This window comes from Chryseolinea lacunae, from assembly GCF_016735595.1.
Taxonomy (GTDB): Bacteria; Bacteroidota; Bacteroidia; order Cytophagales; family Cyclobacteriaceae; genus Chryseolinea; species Chryseolinea lacunae.
This window is the reverse complement of record NZ_JAERRB010000001.1, coordinates 1,000,549-1,020,620: the sequence shown is the minus strand read 5'-3', so window position 1 is coordinate 1,020,620 and position 20,072 is coordinate 1,000,549. Positions and strand designations below refer to the sequence as shown.

Genomic DNA, 20,072 nt, shown 5'->3' with positions numbered 1-20,072 from the left:
GTTAAAAAAACTGATGTCATAGGTGTAAGTACATTCGATTATTATTTCACGATAGCAAGATATTTTATATGAAGACACCTCATCACCATCAACCCCAAGTTATGAAAGACCCCATCGCCATCGTCGGCATGTCGTGCCGTTTCCCCCAAGCTGAAACCTTGCAAGCCTTTTGGAAACTTCTTTGTGAAGGTAGGGATACCATCACCGAAATACCAAAGTCGCGCTGGAACAACGACGACTACTACGATCCGGATCCCAGCGCACAAGGTAAGTCCCACCAACGCCACGCGTCGATGTTGGAAGATATTCATGACTTTGATTCGTTGTTCTTCAATATCTCGCCGGCCGAAGCAGCCGAAATGAACCCCTCGCAAAAACTGATGCTTGAATTGGTGTGGCAGGCCATCGAGAACTCAACCATCCCATACCAGCAGGTGCAGGGTGGAAAGGTTGGCGTTTATGTGGGCAACATCTGGAACGACTTCGAACATCTGCGTAAACATAAAAATGCGCCGGTCACATCGCACTCTGCCGTGGGCCAATCCTCAAACATCATCGCGAACCGCGTGTCGTTTGCGTTTGGGTTCACAGGTCCCAGTCTGGTGATGGACACCGGCTGCTCATCGTCGCTTGTGGCCTTGCATCTGGCGTGTCAAAGTCTGTGGGATGGCAGTACCGAACTTGCTGTCGCCGCCGGCATCAACCACATTCTCGATCCCGATCAAAACGTTTTGCTCTCGAAGTTTGGCGGACTATCTAAAAAAGGAAAGTGCAGCACCTTCGATGAAGGCGCCGATGGTTTTGTGCGTGGCGAAGGTGCCGGAGTGTTGCTGTTGAAGCGCCTGTCCGATGCCGAGCGCGATGGCAACAAGATCTACGCTGTAGTGAAAGGCTCGGCCATGAACAACAATGGTTTCAACGTCAACTTGCCCGCCACCAGCATCGCCGGTCAAAAGCAAGTGCTCACGGAGGCCTATGCCGGTTCGGGCATTGCTCCGGAAGACATACATTATATAGAAGCGCACGGCACGGGCACCAAGCTGGGCGACCCCACCGAGACGCGCGCGCTGGGAGAATTTTTCAGATCCAATCGCAAAAACAAACTTCGCGTGGGTTCGGTGAAAACCAACATCGGTCACCTCGAAGCCGCCGCCGGCATGGCCGGACTTATCAAGGTGGTGTTGTCGATTCAAAACAAAATGTTGCCGCCAAGTTTGAACTTCAAGAACCCCAACCCGGCCATCGCGTTCGACGAGCTGAAGTTGCAGGTTCAAAACGAATTGGGTCAATGGCCCGTGAAGAACGGCGAGAAACTGAAAGCCGGTGTGAACTCGTTTGGCTGGGGCGGCACTAATGCCCACACCATCATTGAAGAATACAGAGACGAACCTTCGGCGAAAGTTATCGATCTTGAAAACATCCGCTACAGCCTTCCGCTGTCGGCCAAGTCGCCCAAAGCGCTGAAGAACCTGGCGAAGGAATATAGCGATAAAATAAAAGAACTTTCCAACGAAGCCTTCCACGATCTGTGTGTGGCCACGGCGTTGCTGAAACCCAACTTCGATCTGCGCATCAACATTTCGGGCGATACAAAGGAAGAAGTGCTCACAGCGCTCGACGACTTCCTGAAGGAGGAACAAGAACTCACCGGTGCACAAGCGCTCACGGCTGAAGACAAAGTGGTGTTTGTGTTTCCGGGTCAGGGATCGCAGTGGCTTGGCATGGCCAAAGAACTTATGGAGAAGGAACCCGTGTTCCGCAAGACCATTGAGGCGTGCGACAAGGCATTTGCCAAATTCACCGACTGGTCGCTCATTGAACAGTTGCAGGCCACGGCCGAGAAGAGCCGCCTGAATGAAATCAATGTGATTCAACCTGCGTTGTGCGCCGTGCAGATTGCTTTGGCAAAAATGTGGATGTCGTGGGGCATTCGCCCGCAGGCTGTGGTTGGTCACAGCATGGGGGAGGTGGCCGCAGCATGTGTTGCCGGAACCATCAGCCTTGATGATGCTGCTAACATTATCTGCACCCGCAGCCGTCTCATGAAAAAAGTGAGTGGACAAGGGGGTGCCATGGCGGTGACCGAACTGAATAAAGCATCGGCCGAAGAAATGATTCAACGCTACCCCGCATTGTCGGTGGCCGTGTCCAATAGTCCCAAGTCAACCGTAGTGGCCGGCGACAAGCAGTCGATCGAACAACTTTTGCACGAACTTGAAAGCAAAGGGCTCTTTGGTCGCATGGTGAAAGTTGACGTGGCATCACACAGTCAGCAGATGGATCCGTTGAAAGAAGACCTGCGTCAGGCATTGCATTTTGTGAAGCCGATGGCCGGTGAAATTCCGGTATACTCCACGGTGCAGGCGCGCCGCATGGAAGGCCAGGAAATGAACGCCGACTATTGGGTGACCAACCTGCGCAACACTGTGCAGTTCTCGGCCGTGATGCAGCAACTGATGGAAGACCAGCATGTGGTGTTCATTGAATGCAGCCCACACCCTGTGCTGACCAACGCGGTGAACGAATGTGCAGAATTTGGAAAAGCAAAAGTGATCACGGTGCCCTCGTTGCTACGCGAAAAACCCGAGCAGGAAACGTTAGTCAAAAACCTGGGTGAGCTTTATACAAAAGGCTTTACCGTGAACTGGAGTGATTTCTATGGAACCGAAACCGCTCCCGACATCACGCTGCCGCACTACCCATTCCAACGCGACACCTATGCGCTGGAAGATCGCTCGGCCGAACAACGCGACAAAAACTCCGGCCTTCGCTACCCCTTGCTGGGCCAACATTTAACGCTGGCCGGTCTGGATCATCTTCGGTATTGGGAGACACAGGTCAGCCTGGGCAAATATCCGTATCTGGCCGACCACCAGGTGAACGCTACCCCTGTGTTCCCAGGCGCCGGCTATGTGGAAATTATTCTGGAAGCGGCATCGGAAATTCACGGCGCCGGCATTCCTGTTATTCGCAAGCTCAATTTCATTCAGTCGGTGAGCCTCGAAGAAGGGGAGAGCAAAACCGTGCAGCTGCGCATGGTGGAAGACGAAAACGGCAACAACGTTTTTAAGTTCTTTGCCAAAGCACCACAAGGCGATAAATCGGGATGGACATTGCTGGCCGATGGCGAGTTGACCATGTATACCGGATCGCTGGTGAACAAAGACCGCTTGGTGCACTTCACCGATGCGGCAGCACCCGTAGACATAAAAGCTTATTACCAATCACTGACCAGTCTGGGTCTGCAATACGGAAAATATTTTCAAGGCCTGACCGAATTGGCGACGGAACAGCATGGCGAAGACACCTATGTGTCGTTTGTTGTGACGCCCGAAGACAGCATTCGTCAGAATGGCCATCGCTATGCCTTGCATCCCGCGTTGCTGGATGCTTGCTTCCAACCGTTGTTCCTCACGGTGGCGCAACAGCAGAACGCGTCGTCCGATCGCACCACGTTTCTCACTTCGGTAGACGAGGTGCAATTGTTGGGCAAGGTTGACTATTCTTTGCCGGTTCGTGGTGAAGCGCGGCTTTATCCTGCCAAGATCGACAACGAGCGTGGCACATTGACCGTGAAAGCCGACCTCGTGATTTTTGGTGCTCAAGACAGTGTGGTGCTGAAAGTGTCGGGACTGCAAGGAAAAATTCTTGATGCAGACCTCATCCGCCGCGAGAACGAGAAAGTGAAGAACTGGCTCTATGACATCGCGTGGACGGAACGCACCTTCGCGAAAAAACCAATGGCGGTGAAAAGCAAACCCGAAAGCTGGATTGTGTTTGGCGATGTGTATGGACTGAGCCGCATCCTTCTTGAAAAGATCGACCCCGCAGGCTTGCACCTCATTCACGTAACACCCGATCGCGCCTTTGGCAAAGCGCAAGACGAAACGGGTAGTGTTGAATACAAACTGAACTATGCCGACAAAGAAGACTACGCACGCCTGGTGAAAGATCTTTTGCACGACGGTCAGGCCATAGACGGTATCCTACACATGGGAGGTATCTACTATCCTTCAAGTGAGCGTGAATTAACCGCCGACGAGTTGGAAGGCGAACAGGTATACGGCAGCATCAGTTTGCTTTATACGATGCAGGAGATCACGTCGCGCATTGTGTCCAAAACGCCGAAGCTGGCCGTGGTCACCAACGGCATGCAGATGGTGGGCAACGACAAGCATCACACGCAAGTGGTGCACGGTGCCCTTTCGGGTCTGGTGCGCGTGATCAGCAACGAATTGCCGCAGTATGAAGGCAAGCGCTACGACCTCAGCTTTAACCCGATGATGGAAGAGCTGGATCAGGTTCTTCAATTGATGCAGGAAGACCTTACCGAAGAGCGCGAAATCGCCCTGCGTGGCCGCACGCAATATGTGCCCCGCCTGAGAACCTTTACCGGAACCATGACGCCAGCCACACAACAGTCGCCGGCACGCTTCTCGGAAAACGGAACATACCTTGTGACGGGTTTCAGAGGACTTGGCTTTGTGTTCATTGAGTGGATGATCAAACGCGGTGCCCGTCACTTCGCGTTGCTGAGTCGCACCGGTGCGGCGTCTGATTCGGTAATGAACAAAATGCTTGCTTACGAATCGCAAGGTTGTCATTTTAAAATATTCCAGGCCGACACCAGCCACACCGACCAGTTGAAATCGGTTATCGAAAATATAGGCGACACCATGCCGCCGCTGAAGGGTGTGATTCATGCCGCCGGTGTTATCGAGGCGAAAGCCATCGACAAAATAACAGAGATTGAATTTATGGAAACCCTGGCGCCAAAAGTGAAAGGAGCCTGGAATTTGCACATGCTCACACAGCACCTGCCGTTGGAATGTTTCATCCTGTTCTCGTCGGCTTCTTCGCTCATCGGCCTCAGCGGTCAGGCAAGCTATGTGGCAGCGAACAGTTTCCTGGATGTGCTGGCACATCGCCGCAGACAAAGCGGCCTTACGGCGCAAAGCATCAACTGGGGTGTGATCAAAGACGTGGGCATGGTGGCCAACGAAACCGAGCTTGAAAAATATGCACGCGCCGAAGGCTTCGAACCCATCGTGATGCAGGATGCCATGGAGGTCTACGACACCATTGCCGCACACGACCTCACACAAATCGGCATCATGAAAATTGACGCGGCGCAAATGGGATCGTACTACTCGGCCCTGGCACGTACCAACTATTTCAAAGGCCTCATGGAGACCAAGGACGTGGTGTCACAAAAAGAAACCAGCTTCCTGGAAACCTACACGCTGCTGGCCGACGAACGCGAACGCAAGGACGCACTCGAACAACTGATCACGCGCCACGTGAGCAAGATTATCAAGATGCCTGCATCGCGCATCGGCAACACCATGACCTTTAAAGGACTTGGTGTGGATTCGCTCATGGCCATCCAATTGAGAAACTTGTTGGAGAAGAGCCTGGAACTGAAACTGTCTGTGGCCATGTTCTGGTCGCACCCCAGCATCCGCGAATATGCCACGTTCCTCTTTGGCAACCTGCGTACCCAGACCGCGGAGCAGCGCCTGATCGAAGACCTGGTAAAACACAGCGCGGTAGCCCAACCCAAGCCTGCCGTGGAACACGAGTGGTTCGTAGTGACACGGCCAAACCCTTCGGCCACACGCCGGTTGATTTGTTTCCACGACGCTGGCGGCAGTGCGTCGCTTTATCATGGATGGGAAGAACAATTTGACAACACATTCGAAATTGTAGCGCTGGAATTGCCCGGTCGCGGCAAGCGTTGGGCGGAGCAGCCTTACCGCAGATTGGAAGATCTGTTGCAAGGTGTGTTGCCCGCGTTGACTGCACTGATGGATAAGCCCTTTGCCTTCTTTGGTCATAGCATGGGCGGACTGGTGGCATTCGAAACCATCCGCGCCCTGCGCAAAAATAAACTTGCCCTGCCCGAAAAACTTTTTGTGTCATCCACACCCAGTCTTTTCTCGTACGACAAACGCACGGTGAATCACCAGTTGTCGGATGGCGAATTGGCGGAAATGTTCCCGCACGTGGCCATCGAAAATGTGGAGGACCTGGAGTTGCAACAAATACTCATCCGCATTCTGCGCGCAGACCTGGAGTTGCTCAACAACTATCACTATGTGCGTGAAGATGCATTGCCCGTTTCGATTGTCGCCTTTCACGGTCAGAGCGACCCGCGTGTAACACATCAGCAAGTGGAACAGTGGGAGCAGGAGACGACCAAGTCGTTTGCCCTGGTGTCGCGTCCCGGAGGACACCGTTACGTTGAGCAGGACGCTGCGTTTGTTACGGCCACGATTCAAAAAACGTTGGCGCATCAAGGTTCGTTGCAAACCATCAACCAACCAGCATAGGCCATGCGAGAGTCGGTGAAAGACAAGGTGGTGGGCACCTGGAAGCTGATCTCGTGGACGTTCACAGGAGAACATGGCGAACTGATTGACTACTTTGGAAAAGACGCTACGGGGGTGTTGATGTATGACGAAGCAGGCAACATGAATGCGCAATTGATGCGCAACGATCGAAAACGATTTGCATCCGATGGTATTAACAGCGGGACGGCTGAGGAGGCGAAGGGCGCCTTTCTCAGCTACCTCGCCTACTTCGGAAGATATTTTGAACGACAGCCCGGCGAGATTGTGCACGTGGTGGAAGGCAGCCTCTTTCCCAACTGGCTGGGAATGGAACAGGTTCGCTTCGCTACGGTGAAGGACAATATTTTGCAGGTGAGCACGCCTCCTGTTCCAACCCAAACCGGCGAAACCGTGTTTACAGTTACGTGGGAAAAAGTGGTGTAGTGAATTCCGTTATAAAAGAATCTTAAATTCCGTGCCGTTGCCGGCTTCGCTGATCACCTGAATGTCGGCCCGGTGCAGCTGTAGGATTTGTTTGGTGATGGCCAGGCCGATGCCCGATCCATGCTTGCGCGTGGTGAAGAAGGGGATGAATATTTTTTCGAGCGTGGCGTCGTCCATGCCTTCGCCGTTGTCGATCACGTGGATGCAGGTGTTTCCTTTTTGGTGTTGTGATGTTTTGATTTCGATGACGGGATTTTTTGTGTTGGCCAAAGCGTCGATGGCGTTCAGGATAAGATTGATGAGCACGTGTTCCATTAGTTCGGGGTCAACAAAAACGCTGACATCGACCTGGTGTACGGAGAGCGTCACGCCGTTGTCAGCCAGTTTGGATTGCAGCAGCAATTGCACACGGGCCACAATTTTTTTGAGATCGGTTTGCAGTGGCGCGTGTTTGGGAATGCCTGTGAGCTTGCGATAGGTTTGTGTGAAATTGTAAAGCCCTTCGCTACGGATTTTGATGGCTTCCAACCCTTTGTCTAACGATTCGAACAAGGTGTTTCCGGGTATTTCCAGAACCTGTTGATTTTGTGTGACCATTCCGTGCAGGGTGGCGCTGAGCGATGTGATGGGCGACACCGAGTTCATGATTTCGTGACCCAGCACGCGGATGAGCTTTTGCCAGGCTTCTACTTCGCGCGCGTCGAGTTCGCTGCGGATGTTTTGCATGGAGATGAGTTTGTAGTAGCGCCCCTGCAGTTTGAACTCTGCGGCGTGCAGCGACAATTGAAGCAATTCCTGATTCACCCGCAGTTTCACCAGCAAGGTTTCACCCGAGCGAATTTCGCGCAGCGTGTTCACAAACGCGTCTCCAAACAATTCCAGCGCTTTGATGTTGGGGAGAATGTTTTTCTGTAGCAGATTTTTTAGCGCCTGGTTAGCGAGATGCACATTCCCGTCGGCGTCGATGCTGAGGATGCTGACGCGCACGTGTTCCACCAGCATTTCGAGGTAGCGGAATTGCGTTTCGCGTTCGGTGCTGATCTTTTTGAAGGCTTCGGATATCTGATTTAATGTTTCATACAAATCGTCCTGGCTTTTGCCGCGTCCGGTCGATTGAAAATGGGTGGTGAAGTCGCGTTGCAGCAGGCTGGTCATGAACACCTTCATGTCGCGGTTGAAGCGGTCGATGTACCACACCAATTCCACCAGGATCACGACAAGCGCGACGCCGAGGTAAGCACTGCGCAGGTATCGCTGCTGCACCACGCACCACGCCAGCAACAAAATGCACGCGGTGAGCAGCGCCACACGAAGAACGATGTTGATCCTGAATTTTTTAAATACCATAGGTTTCAATTCTCCGGTATAGTGCGCCACGCGACAGACCCAATTCTTCGGCCGCATGGCTGATGTTGCCATGATGTTTGGCAATGGCTTTTCGGATAGCCCACGCTTCAAGCTGTTCGAGGTTGAGCCGCTCGAACGAAAACTCGCCCTGCACCTTTTGCGGATCGCGGCCAAAGTCGTCGGGAAGAAGTTCTTCTCCTTCGCACATGATGACGGCGCGCTCCACGGCATGTTGCAGTTCACGGATGTTGCCCGGCCACCGGTAGCCTTGCAGTTGCGCCAGCGCGGCTTCGGAAAGTTTGAGATAGGGCTTCTGGTATTTTGCCGAAAACTTTTTCAGAAAATGTGTCGCGATCAGGGGAATGTCTTCTGCACGATCGTGGAGGGGTGGCACGGTCATCTCCACGGTGTTGATACGATAGAGCAGATCTTCTCGGAATTTTCCGTCGCTCACCATGGCGTGCAGGTTGCAGTTGGTGGCGCAGACGATGCGCACATCGAGGGCGATGGGCTCGTGCGTGCCGAGACGGGTCACCTTTTTATGTTGCAAGACGGTGAGCAGTTTGGCTTGCAGCGGCAATGATAAATTTCCGATTTCGTCGAGCAGCAACGTGCCACCCGCGGCGGCTTCGAAGCGGCCGATGCGGTCTTCTTTGGCGTCGGTGAACGCGCCCTTGCGGTGGCCGAACAATTCGCTTTCGAATAATGATTCGCTGAGCGATCCCACATCTACGGCCATAAAAATTCCGTCGGCGCGTTTGGAGCGCGCGTGTATTTCGCGGGCAATCACTTCTTTGCCCGTGCCGTTCTGACCCAGGATGAGCACTTCGGCTTCGGTGGGTGCCACCTTGTCGATGGTTTTGCGAATGGCGTTGAGTGCTGGCGAATTTCCAATGAGCGGTTCATGAGCCTGGCGCAAGGCCGAGACCAGCGACTTCTGTTGTGACTTCAGCAACTTCACATTCTTTTTCTCCTGGCTCACCACGTTGGCCGTCTTCACGGTGGTGAGAAGCTTTTCGTTTTGCCAGGGCTTCACAATAAAATCCAATGCGCCCTCTTTAATAGAGTCAACGGCCAGTTGGATGTCGCCGTAGGCCGTGAGCAGGATAATTTGTGTGTCGGGGTGAAGGCTCAGAATTTTTCGGAGCCAGAACAAACCCTGGTTGCCCGTGGTGTCGCCGTGCCGGAAGTTCATGTCGAGCACCACCACATCAAACTGTTCCTGTTCGAACAAGGCCGGGATGCGTTCGGGGTTGTTTGTGGTTTTCACGCTGGCAAAATGCGGCTCCAGCAAAAGTTTAACAGACAGCAATACAAATTCGTCGTCGTCGACCAGCAATATGCGTCCTGCGGATTTACACATTCTCTTGTCTGCTTCTAGAAAGAATAAAACTATTGCCCTGTCATCAAAAAACCATAAAAAGTGCCCATAATTGGACACAATCTTTTCTATGGATGGGCAGTGAATGCAGGGATGGCCAGAAAAACGTTGAAATTTAGCCCGCAATCCGCCATTATTATCATGGCACGGCCCGTGTTTACCATCACCCCGACGCGGTGTGGATGAACACGCCGGCGTTGACTTTCCTGCAAAAGCATTTTTATGATACGACACAATCTGCTCCTCGTCTTCCGTAATTTCAAACGCTTCAGAAGCACGTTCTTCATCAATCTCATTGGTCTGTCGGCAGGGCTGGCGTGCGCCATTCTCATCTTTCTTTGGGTAAGCGACGAGCTGGCATTCGACAAGTTCCGGGCAAACGATGACCGCATATTTTCGGTGATGACGTTCAAGAAAATGGCCGAAGGCATTGAAACATCGTCGTCTACGCCGGCGATTCTGGGTGCCGCTCTGGAGCAGGAAATTCCGGAGATGGAATACATCGCCTCTTCAGTTGGCTTCAAAGATCCGTATGAGTTTTCTATTGGCACTGGCTCAAAGCACGTGAGCGCCGTGGGCCAGTTTGTGAGCGTGAACTATTTCAAATTATTTTCCTATACGTTCCTGCAAGGTGACGGGAACACGGTTCTCGCCGACAAAAGCGCCGTAGTTGTTTCTGATGTTCTGGCAAAGAGATTATTCGGCAGCATCGCGGGTGCGGTGGGAAAGACGATTGACTGGGAGCTGATGGGCATGAAGAAACAATTCACCGTGAGCGGTGTCTTTGAAACGTTGCCGTTGAATGCTTCTGATAAATTTGAATTTGCCCTATCGTTTGAAATTTACAAGGACGTGGTGGGCGAAAATGGATTGTCGTGGGGAAACTTCGGCAGCAACACCTATGCGTTGCTGAAGGAAGGCACACATAACGAAGCCGTAAGCGAAAAGATAGCAGGCTTCATAAAAAAGAAAGATCCCGAGTCGCATGTCACGTTGTTTTTGAAACGCTACTCCGATCGTTATCTGCACGGTCGCTATGAAGGTGGTGTGGAGGCCGGTGGTCGCATCGAGTATGTGCGATTGTTTTCGATCATCGCTATTTTTATTCTGGTTATTGCGTGCATCAATTTCATGAACTTGTCAACGGCACAAGCGGCCACGCGCATCAAGGAAGTAGGCGTGAGAAAGGCCATTGGTGCGGCCCGCAAAACGCTGATCATTCAACATTTGTCAGAGTCTATGCTTATGACATTTCTGGCCCTCGCAGTTTCAATTCTTGCGGTCGATTTGTTGCTGCCGTTGTTTAACAACATGACGGGCAAACAACTGTCGCTGAGTTTTAACTGGACCATGGTGGGCGGCCTGACGGGCATCGCTGTGATGACCGGATTGTTGGCCGGCAGTTATCCTGCCTTGTACCTCTCCGGTTTCAATCCCGCCACAGTGTTGAAGGGAAAGCTGAACACGTCGGTCGGCGAGTTGTGGGCACGCCGGGGACTGGTAGTTTTTCAATTCTCACTATCCGTCATTTTCATTGTTGCCGTGTTGGTGGTGTATAAGCAGATTGAATTCGTTCAAAATAAAAATCTGGGATACGATAAAAACAATCTGATCTTCTTCAAGCCCGAAGGCAAAGTGAACGAGAGTCTGTCGACCTTTTTGGCGGAGGTAAAGAAAATACCCGGTGTGGCAAATGCGTCCAGCACATCGCATGGCATTGTGCGTTCCGAAAACTATACCACCGGGCTGCAATGGGAGGGAAAAAATCCGGCCGACATCATCCCGTTCGAAAACGTGAGCGCGAACTACGATCTTCTGGAAACGCTGGGCGTGACCGTTGTTGCCGGTCGCTCGTTCTCCGAACGCTTTGGCGACGAACGCTCCAAGATCATCTTCAACGAAGCCGCCATCGATGTGATGGGGCTGAACGATCCTGTGGGCAAGGACATCGAGATGTGGGGAAAGAAAATGCAGATCATTGGTGTGGTGAAGAATTTTCATTTCGAGTCGTTGCATGAAAACGTGAAGCCTTTGCTGTTTCGCTATAACCCTGAAGAAAATTTACGCATCATGGTGAAGCTGGAAAACGGGAACACGCAGGAAGCGCTGTCGCGACTTTCAAAATTCTATGCGACATTCAATCCTGGATTTTCATTCGACTATAAATTTCTCGACCAGGACTATCAGGTGCATTATGTGGCTGAAAAGCGCGTGTCGATTTTGTCGCGCTATTTCGCGGGCCTGGCGGTGCTCATTTCCTGTCTCGGGTTGTTTGGACTTGCCACATTCACCGCCGAACGTCGTCGTAAGGAAATGGGGATCCGGAAAGTGTTGGGTTCCAGCGAGGCGAACATTATCTACTTGCTCACGTCCGACTTCACAAAGATTGTGTTGCTGTCTATCATTATCGGGTTGCCGTTGAGCTACCTGCTGGCAAACTACTGGCTCAATGAATTCGCCTATCGCATTGAACTGAAGTGGTGGTATTTCATTGGTGCCGGTGCGCTGGCGTTGGGTGTGGCGTGGCTCACGGTGAGCGCGCAAGCTTTTAAAGCTGCACGTATCAATCCCGTGAATTGTCTGAAAGAACAATAATGGCGTTCATCAAAGCAACGCGTACACATTTCATCATTACGGATTTTAAATACTGAATCGCATGATAAAGCACAGTCTACTTCTCATATACCGGAACTTCAAACGTTTTAAAAATACATTCTTCATAAACCTTATTGGCCTTTCCACAGGATTGACGTGCACCGTGCTGATCTATCTGTGGGTGAAAGACGAATGGGCCATGAATGCCTTTCATGAAAAATCGGACCGGCTATATCATGTGATTGAAAATCGCGTGAAGTCGGAAGGTATCTGGACATCCTACACCACGTCTGGTTCGTTGGGGGAGACCATTCCGCAGGACATGCCCGAAGTGGAGTATGCCGTTAACCTCACGTCGTCGAATCGCTCCTTGCTCACCGTGGGTGAACGATCCATACAGGTGGAGGGTGGCTTCGCCGGAAAAGACATCTTCAAAATGTTTTCCTTTCCGTTGCTGCAGGGCGATGCAGGGCAGGTGCTTGTTGACAAAAATTCCATTGTGATTAGCGACGCGCTCGCCGTTCAACTCTTCAATACTACCGACAACGTGGTGGGCAAGTCGATTCTGTATGATCACGACGCTACCTACCTGGTGACGGGAGTTTTTAAAAAGATGCCTGCAAACTCAACACTCCAGATGGAGTATATAATTCCGTTCGAGAAATTCAGAGACAACAACGAATGGGTTCGCGAATGGGGAAACACGGGAACGTTTGGCTATGTGCTGCTGAAAAAAGGCGCAGACGTGAATGCCTTCAACGCCAAGTTTGCAGACTACATTTCGAAAAAGACAGAGAAGAAAATCACACACCGCACACCGTTCCTGGTTCCGTTCCGGGATGTGTATCTCTATGGAAAGTATGAAAACGGTGTGCAGGCCGGGGGGAGAATAACCTATGTGAAATTATTTTCCATCATTGCCATCTTTATTCTCGTGATTGCCTGCATCAACTTCATGAACTTGTCAACGGCCAAAGCTTCACGCCGCATCAAGGAAGTGGGCGTTAAAAAGGCCGTCGGCGCGGGACGCAACGTGCTGGTGATGCAATATCTTGGCGAATCTATATTGATGAGCTTGCTTTCGTTGCTGCTGGCGGTGTTGTTGGTGGACCTGTTGTTGCCACAGTTTAACATCATCACGGCAAAACATATTGTCCTTCAGTTTGATGTACCGTTGGTTCTTTCGCTGTTGGGCATTGCGTTGTTTGCGGGGCTGCTGGCGGGAAGTTATCCGGCCATCTATCTTTCGGGCTTCAACCCGGCGCTGGTATTGAAGGGAAAAATGGTGTCGTCGCTGGGCGAACAATGGGCACGCACGGGCCTTGTGGTTTTTCAGTTTTCGCTCTCCATCATTTTTATCGTGTCGGTTGTGGTAGTCTACAAACAAATTGAATATGTGCAAAGCAGAGACCTGGGCTATAGCAAAGACAACATCATTAACATAACACGCACCGGTTCGCTTTATGATGACAACACGCTTGAAACGTTTCTGACGGAAGTGAAAAATGTTCCCGGCGTAATTAACGCATCCAGCATTGGCCACAACCTGATGGGCCACAACAGCGGAACGTATGGCGTGGAATGGCCCACCCGAAACCCCGACGACAAGACGGAATTTGAAAACATGACGGTGAATTATGGCATGATGGAGACCATGGGTCTTACCATGGCCGAGGGTCGTTTTTTCTCCAAAAATTTTAACGACACGGCGCGCATCATTTTCAATGAAGCAGCGATCCGGTTCATGGGGCTGCAGAATCCGGTTGGTCAAACCGTGAAGTTGTGGGGCGATCCAATGGAAATTGTCGGCGTGGTGAAGGACTTTAATTTTGAATCGTTGCACGTGAATGTGAAACCACTTTTCCTGCGCGTCGCGCCGGGCGGCACGTGGAATGTTATGATCAAAGTTGACGCCGCAAAAGAAAAGGAGGCGTTAAAAGGACTTGAAGCGATTCATCAGCGCATCAACCCTGGCTTCACGTTCGAATTCAGCTTTGTGGACGAAGACTATCAAAAGCTGTATGCGTCAGAGCAGCGGGTGGCCACGCTGTCGAAATATTTTGCGGCACTTGCCATTCTCATTTCCTGCCTGGGTCTGTTTGGGCTGGTGACGTTCACTGCGGAGCGTCGGGTGAAAGAGATTGGCATTCGAAAGGTATTGGGTTCCAGCGTGACGGGCATCGTTATGTTGTTGTCGAAAGACTTTACAAAGATTGTACTCACTTCGGTGGTGATCGCACTGCCGATAAGCTTTTTTATGGCAAACACTTGGTTGAAAGGTTTTGCTTATCGCACAACGTTGAGCGTGTGGTATTTTGTGTCGGCCGGTGTGATGGTGCTTTGCATTGCCTGGCTCACGGTGGGTGTGCAGGCGATGAAAGCGGCCCGGGTCAATCCTACAAAATGTTTGAAGGAACAATAAGTCGACAGCATAACCTTGCGAACTAAAAACTGATTCTAAATTCATCCTATGTTACGCCACAACTTTCTTCTGATCTATCGGAATTTCAAAAGGTTTAAGAGCACATTCTTCATTAACCTGGTGGGCCTGTCGTCGGGATTGGCGTGCGCGCTCATGATTTACCTTTGGGTGAACGACGAGTGGCAGGTGAACAAGGGCAATGCAAACGATACGCGTTTGTATCAGGTGCTGCAAAACTTTGTGGACTCGCGCGAGATAGCAACGGGCCCCGGCACTCAAGGTATTCTGGCAAAAGCCCTGGCCGACGAAATGCCGGAAGTGGAGTATGCCGCCAGCGTGGTGCCGGCGGAGTGGTTCACAGAAAAAGGCATCATGAGCTATGAGGCCAACACCCTGAAAGCGGGCGGTCAGTTTGTGAGCAACGATTATTTTAAATTGTTTCCGCTTCCCTATGTGGCAGGCGAAAAAAAGGATTTGTTTGCCGACAAGACAAGCATCGCCATCTCCGAAGACCTTGCCATGCAGTTGTTTCAGTCGCCCGAGAATGCCTTGGGAAAAATTGTGACGTGGGAGCGCGATCAGTTCACACAATCCTTTCACATCTCGGGCGTTTTTAAGAATCTACCTGCCAACGCTTCCAGCAAGTTCGACATGCTGTTGAACTACACCTTGTTTTTCGACACGCGCACAGGTCTTGACTTGTGGACCAACAGCGACCCCAGCACCTTTGTGTTGCTGCGCGATGGCGTTGACCCCACGGCGTTCCAGCAAAAAATTGCCGGCTTCATTCAGCGAAAAGACAAAGCAACCAAAAACACCCTGGTGATTCAGCGCTACGCCGATCGCTATTTATACGGTCGTTTCGAAAACGGCGTGCCTGTGGGCGGGCGTATTGAATATGTGAGGTTGTTTTCCGTGATCGCCATCGTGATTCTGGCCATTGCCTGTATCAATTTCATGAACCTGTCCACGGCAAAGGCATCGCGACGGGTGAAGGAAATTGGCATCAAGAAAGCGGTGGGTGCTGCACGACGCACGTTGGTGTTGCAGTATCTGGGCGAGTCCATGTTCATGACCTTCCTGTCGCTGGCGGTGGCCATTCTGGTGGTCGACATTCTGCTGCCACAATTTAATATCGTTACCGGGAAACACCTTTCCCTGAACTTAGATACCAACCTGATCCTGACCATGGCGGGTATCACGTTTGTTACGGGTCTTCTTTCAGGCAGCTATCCGGCCTTGTATCTCTCCGGGTTCAAACCGGCCACGGTGCTGAAGGGCAGGCTCAATAGTTCGGTGGGCGAGGTGTGGGCGCGAAAGGGCCTTGTTGTTTTTCAGTTTGCTATGTCCATCATTCTCATTGTGTCGGTGGTGGTAGTGTATAAGCAGATTGATTATGTGCAGTCGAAAAACCTGGGATACGACCGCGAGCACGTTGTGCACTTCGAGATTATGGTGAAGAACCCGGGCGATCCGGCTTTCTTTGACGAGGGTGGTAGAATGGAGCGGACCGTTGAAACGTTTTTAACACGCGTGCGCAAATTGCCCAATGTTACGTCGGCGGCCAATTTCTATCACGACGTTGTGGGTGCGCACGGCGGTATGGGCGGTGTGGATTGGGAGCCGGGCGACGAAGACAGCAAGAAAAGTTTTTCGAATCTTGAAATTGGATTCGACTTCATTGAAACCCTGGGCATCCAAATCGCCGAGGGACGTTCATACTCGCGAAGTCTTACCGGTGAGCGCAAGAAGATAATACTAAATGAAGCGGCTATAAAAATGATGGGGTTGAAAGAACCCGTTGGCAAAACCATAAAAGTGTGGGGCGAAGAACGGGAGATTATTGGTGTCGCGAAAAATTTTCATTTCGAGTCACTCTTCGAAGAAATGAAACCCTGCTTGTTGCAATTGGAAACACGCCCCGGCAACATCATGGTGAAAATTAAACCGGGCAAGGAAGCGGAGACGCTTTCCCAGCTTCAAGCACTCTACCAGGACCAAAACCCGGGACTCGCGTTTGACTACAAGTTTCTGGACGACGACTATCAGGCGCTCTATGCGTCGGAGCAGCGTGTGTCGCAGCTGTCGCGTTATTTTGCGGCACTGGCCATTCTCATTTCATGCCTGGGCTTGTTTGGTCTGGCGGCGTTCACGGCCGAGCGTCGGCAAAAGGAGATTGGCATCCGAAAGATTCTGGGCTCAAGCGAATTCGGCATTGTCTATTTGTTGTCGGGCGATTTCACCAGAATTGTGTTGGCGGCCATTGTGATGGCGGTGCCTGTGAGTTATTTCATGACGCGCAACTGGCTGTCGGACTTTGCCTACAAGATCGACCTGGAGTGGTATTATTTTGCCGGCGCCAGCGTGGCGGCGTTGTTCATTGCGTGGCTCACGGTGGGAAGCCAGGCCATTCGCGCAGCCAAGGTCAACCCAACCCAATGCCTCAAGGAGCAATGACGGCGAGTGGAGACATCAACTCAATACCCATCCCGGTTGAAAGCGGGATGGATATTTGGGAAGAAGAATACGCAACAGGGTAGAATTTTTTCTACAACCCCGGGTTCATAGGGTTGTCTGCGCGAGATGATTCTATTGACATTGACCGAGGGCGACCCAGATGACGATGAAAACTAAAACTGTTCCCAGGCAACCGCCACCCAGTTTTTTAGCGCCATAGCCGGCAATAAGTCCGCGAAAGAGATTGTTCATAGCAGTAGGATTATTTGGATTTGCATACCAAATAAACAAAAGCCAGGCCTTTGTTATAGCCGTTCGATGGATTTTGTATTACAGTGTCGCTCCGGCAACTATTGAAGAGCCCTTGAACAATCCAGGGTCTTCAATACCTAGTCAGTTTTTAATCCACTCACGGGGTTGGATTTTGCAATCCGGCGAACTTGTGTGAGAACCACGGTAAGCAAAACCAGCAACAAAATCGTGACGGCTACAACCACGCCCGCGCTGTTCATGGGCACATGATAGATGTAGGCCAGATCGATGAGATTTTTTGTCAGTATATAGCTGATGGGAGCCCCGATGAGCAAGGCAACGGAAAACAGCAAGGCGTATTGTTTTAGAATAGCGTAGGTGATGTTTGATATCTCTGCGCCAAGCACTTTTCGGATACTGAATTCTTTTATTCTGCCGGAGATGTTGAGCGTCACCAAACCGTATAGCCCCAGGCTTGCCAGCAGGATGGCGACGAAGGCAATGGTGCGCCAGAATTTTCCATGTACTTTCATCGTTTCAAAATAGCCACCCCACACGTCTTTCTGATGTCCTCCCTGAAAGGGAATCTCCGGAAAAAGTTTGGCCCATTGTGCCTGCAGCGATTTGTAAGTTTCCACGGCTGTGCCGTTCTGAACTTTTGCGGCCAGGAAATGGAAATCTTCTTTACGGGCAACTTTTAATACTGTGGGTTGGATTTGAGTTCGGAAACTATAGCTCTGAAAATTCTTCACCACGCCAATCACTTCGTAGGTCATGCTGTCCATTTTGAACTGTTGGCCAATGGGATTTTTCCAGGCCATGTTTTTTACGAGAAGCTCGTTCACGACAACATTTTGCAGATCGCTTCCATCGTGATCGGTGAACGCGCGACCTTCCAAAAATTGTAGCCCCATTGTTTCCATATAGTTGGCGCCGACCGCCAGCTCCTGCACTTCATATTTGCGCTCCGGCAGTTCGATCACCGCCGTGTTGTGATTCTTGCCGATGTGTTGATCGGCTCCGGCGATAAGCGTAACGTTCGGGTTTTGCTCCATCGCGGCTTTCATTTGTTCGAAGGCAAAGTCGTTGTGCACATTCACGTATAGCGTATTGTCGGGTTCGTATCCCCAGGGTTGTTGTGCTATGAAGTCGCTGTTCTGGGTGAACATCACGGCGCTAACAATCAAGATACACGCCAGCACCAACTGAAATCCCAGGAAGACTTTGGTGGCGGGATTTTGTTTGCCATACTGCACGGTGCCCTTAAAAATTCTGGCCGTTTGAAATCTGGATATATAGTATGCCGGATAAAGTCCCGACATCAGGCCCGTGAGCAGCAACACAGCGGAAAAGAACAGCCACAGATTTTTGTCGAGCAAGGCAAACTCCATTTGAAAATCGTTGAGCTGTTCAAACCATGGAATGACCACAAATTTTCCCAGCGCCACACCCAGCAACATGGCGAAGAACGTGAGCAGGATATTTTCCGACAGGAATTGTATCGTCACTTTTCCATCGGTGGCGCCAATCGATTTTCTGATGCCAATTTCTTTTAAGCGTTTTGCTGCCGAAACGATGGCAATGTTGATGTAGTTGAAGCAGGCCAGCAGGAGCATGAACGTGCCAATGAACGACAGAAAGAAAATGGATCTGAGGTTGCTTTTGTATCCTTTTCCCGAGATGCTGTTTCGAATGTTGTCCGATTTTTCATAGAGCGTTGCCAGGGGTTCAAAGGCGAAGGAAGAGATTTTCCAGTCGTTCTGCGTTTCATTTTGAAGGCCTTTATATTTTGTCATTTTTGCCTCAATGCGGTGCAGGTCAGACGGGTTGTCAACTTGAATGAGGGTGGCTTGCAACGACGTGCTCCAGTCGGTCATGTTGTAGGCCGGGTCTGCAAGGTGCAGATTTTCGTAGGGTATCAGAAAAGAAAATTCAATAGCCCTCGCTTTGGGAAACGTTTCTGCGACACCGGTCACTTTGAAAGGTTTACTATAGTGTTCATTAAAAATCACCATAACGTCCAGCCCAACCGGGTTCTCCTGTCCGAAATATTTAACCGACATCTCTTCGCTAATGATGATACTATTGATGTCGGCCAGCGATTGCTGTGTGCCCCATTTTAAAGGGAACGTCAGCATTTCCAGGTAGGTGGGGTCCACAAACTGTGCGCGTTCATGGAACACGTTGTCATTATATTTGATGACGATGTTGCCCTCGTCGATGCGACAGATTTTTTTGATTTCGGGAAAATCCTGTTTCAGCATTTCGGCCAATGGTCTTGGCGAAGATCCGATCTGTTGGAGTGTGCCGTCCATGTCGGCAAAATGAGTAGCCAGGTAGACTTCATTTTTGTTCTTGTGAAATTCGTCTTTTGTCAATGTCCACTGCGTGAAGGCATAGATGAGCGTGCAAAAACCGATGGCAATGGCCAATCCAAAAATATTGATGAAGGAACTGACCGGGTTTTTTAAAAGTACCCGGGAAGTGATCTTGAAGTAGTTTTTGAACATAGGATATTGTGTTAGGGGGGATGCGTGCTTGATGTTCTTTAGCAGAATGGGCCTGAGCAGGCTTATCATCTCCAGCGTATAGATCCGCTTAGCTTTTTTCAGCGAAAGGTGTTCTACGTTGTCGTAGAATAGTTCTTCCATATCGCCTTCAACCTCTTCGATATACTCTTCTTTCAGGAAGAATCTCAGGAGCTTGCGGGGCCATTTTGGTGGGGCAATAGGGAGTTCGCTCATATCGCTTTCAGGTCCATAGATGAGGGTTGGAAATCCAGTTCGTCTAAAGATAGTTTATATTATTCGTAATTGCAGTTATTATACGCGAAGGTATCCGA

General features: G+C 50.9%; 8 protein-coding genes. 5 read left to right on the top strand and 3 right to left on the bottom strand.

Features of this window, described 5'->3' with window-relative positions; all coding sequences use genetic code 11:
- Positions 1 to 101: 101 nt before the first annotated feature.
- Both JI741_RS04015 and JI741_RS04010 read left to right on the top strand, forming a co-directional pair.
- Positions 102 to 6,332, top strand: coding sequence for a type I polyketide synthase (locus JI741_RS04015; protein WP_202007612.1), 6,231 nt, complete (start codon positions 102 to 104; stop codon positions 6,330 to 6,332).
- 3 nt (positions 6,333 to 6,335) lie between these two features.
- The gene (locus JI741_RS04010; protein ID WP_202007610.1) at positions 6,336 to 6,776 is read left to right on the top strand and encodes a lipocalin-like domain-containing protein; all 441 of its coding nucleotides are present in this window, start codon (positions 6,336 to 6,338) and stop codon (positions 6,774 to 6,776) included.
- Positions 6,777 to 6,785: 9 nt separating this feature from the next.
- On the opposite strand, the gene JI741_RS04005 is transcribed toward JI741_RS04010, so the two are convergent.
- Both JI741_RS04005 and JI741_RS04000 read right to left on the bottom strand, forming a co-directional pair.
- Positions 6,786 to 8,195, bottom strand: coding sequence for a sensor histidine kinase (locus JI741_RS04005; RefSeq protein ID WP_202007608.1), 1,410 nt, complete (start codon positions 8,193 to 8,195; stop codon positions 6,786 to 6,788).
- Positions 8,113 to 9,486, bottom strand: coding sequence for a sigma-54-dependent transcriptional regulator (locus tag JI741_RS04000; RefSeq protein WP_202007606.1), 1,374 nt, complete (start codon positions 9,484 to 9,486; stop codon positions 8,113 to 8,115). Before JI741_RS04000 ends, JI741_RS04005 begins: the two co-directional genes overlap by 83 nt.
- 240 nt (positions 9,487 to 9,726) lie before the next feature.
- Here JI741_RS04000 and JI741_RS03995 point away from each other — a divergent pair, with 240 nt between their 5' ends.
- From JI741_RS03995 to JI741_RS03985, 3 genes are all read left to right on the top strand, one after another.
- Positions 9,727 to 12,099, top strand: coding sequence for an ABC transporter permease (locus JI741_RS03995; RefSeq protein ID WP_202007604.1), 2,373 nt, complete (start codon positions 9,727 to 9,729; stop codon positions 12,097 to 12,099).
- Between the two features lie 61 nt (positions 12,100 to 12,160).
- Entirely contained in the window at positions 12,161 to 14,521 is a 2,361-nt protein-coding gene (locus tag JI741_RS03990) for an ABC transporter permease (protein WP_202007602.1), read from the top strand.
- A 48-nt stretch (positions 14,522 to 14,569) separates the two neighbouring features.
- A complete protein-coding gene (locus JI741_RS03985; RefSeq protein ID WP_202007600.1) occupies positions 14,570 to 16,978 on the top strand; it encodes an ABC transporter permease in 2,409 nt (802 codons plus the stop codon).
- 389 nt (positions 16,979 to 17,367) lie between these two features.
- On the opposite strand, the gene JI741_RS03980 is transcribed toward JI741_RS03985, so the two are convergent.
- Positions 17,368 to 19,974, bottom strand: coding sequence for an ABC transporter permease (locus tag JI741_RS03980; RefSeq protein WP_202007598.1), 2,607 nt, complete (start codon positions 19,972 to 19,974; stop codon positions 17,368 to 17,370).
- Between the last annotated feature and the right edge of the window lie 98 nt (positions 19,975 to 20,072).

Bases quoted from the DNA above. Each gene is read 5' to 3' on its own strand.
- JI741_RS04015 (WP_202007612.1), top strand. From the start codon at position 102: ATGAAAGACCCCATCGCCATCGTCGGCATGTCGTGCCGTTTCCCCCAA.
- JI741_RS04010 (WP_202007610.1), top strand. From the start codon at position 6,336: ATGCGAGAGTCGGTGAAAGACAAGGTGGTGGGCACCTGGAAGCTGATC.
- JI741_RS04005 (WP_202007608.1), bottom strand. From the start codon at position 8,195: ATGGCAACATCAGCCATGCGGCCGAAGAATTGGGTCTGTCGCGTGGCG.
- JI741_RS04000 (WP_202007606.1), bottom strand. From the start codon at position 9,486: ATGTGTAAATCCGCAGGACGCATATTGCTGGTCGACGACGACGAATTT.
- JI741_RS03995 (WP_202007604.1), top strand. From the start codon at position 9,727: ATGATACGACACAATCTGCTCCTCGTCTTCCGTAATTTCAAACGCTTC.
- JI741_RS03990 (WP_202007602.1), top strand. From the start codon at position 12,161: ATGATAAAGCACAGTCTACTTCTCATATACCGGAACTTCAAACGTTTT.
- JI741_RS03985 (WP_202007600.1), top strand. From the start codon at position 14,570: ATGTTACGCCACAACTTTCTTCTGATCTATCGGAATTTCAAAAGGTTT.
- JI741_RS03980 (WP_202007598.1), bottom strand. From the start codon at position 19,974: ATGAGCGAACTCCCTATTGCCCCACCAAAATGGCCCCGCAAGCTCCTG.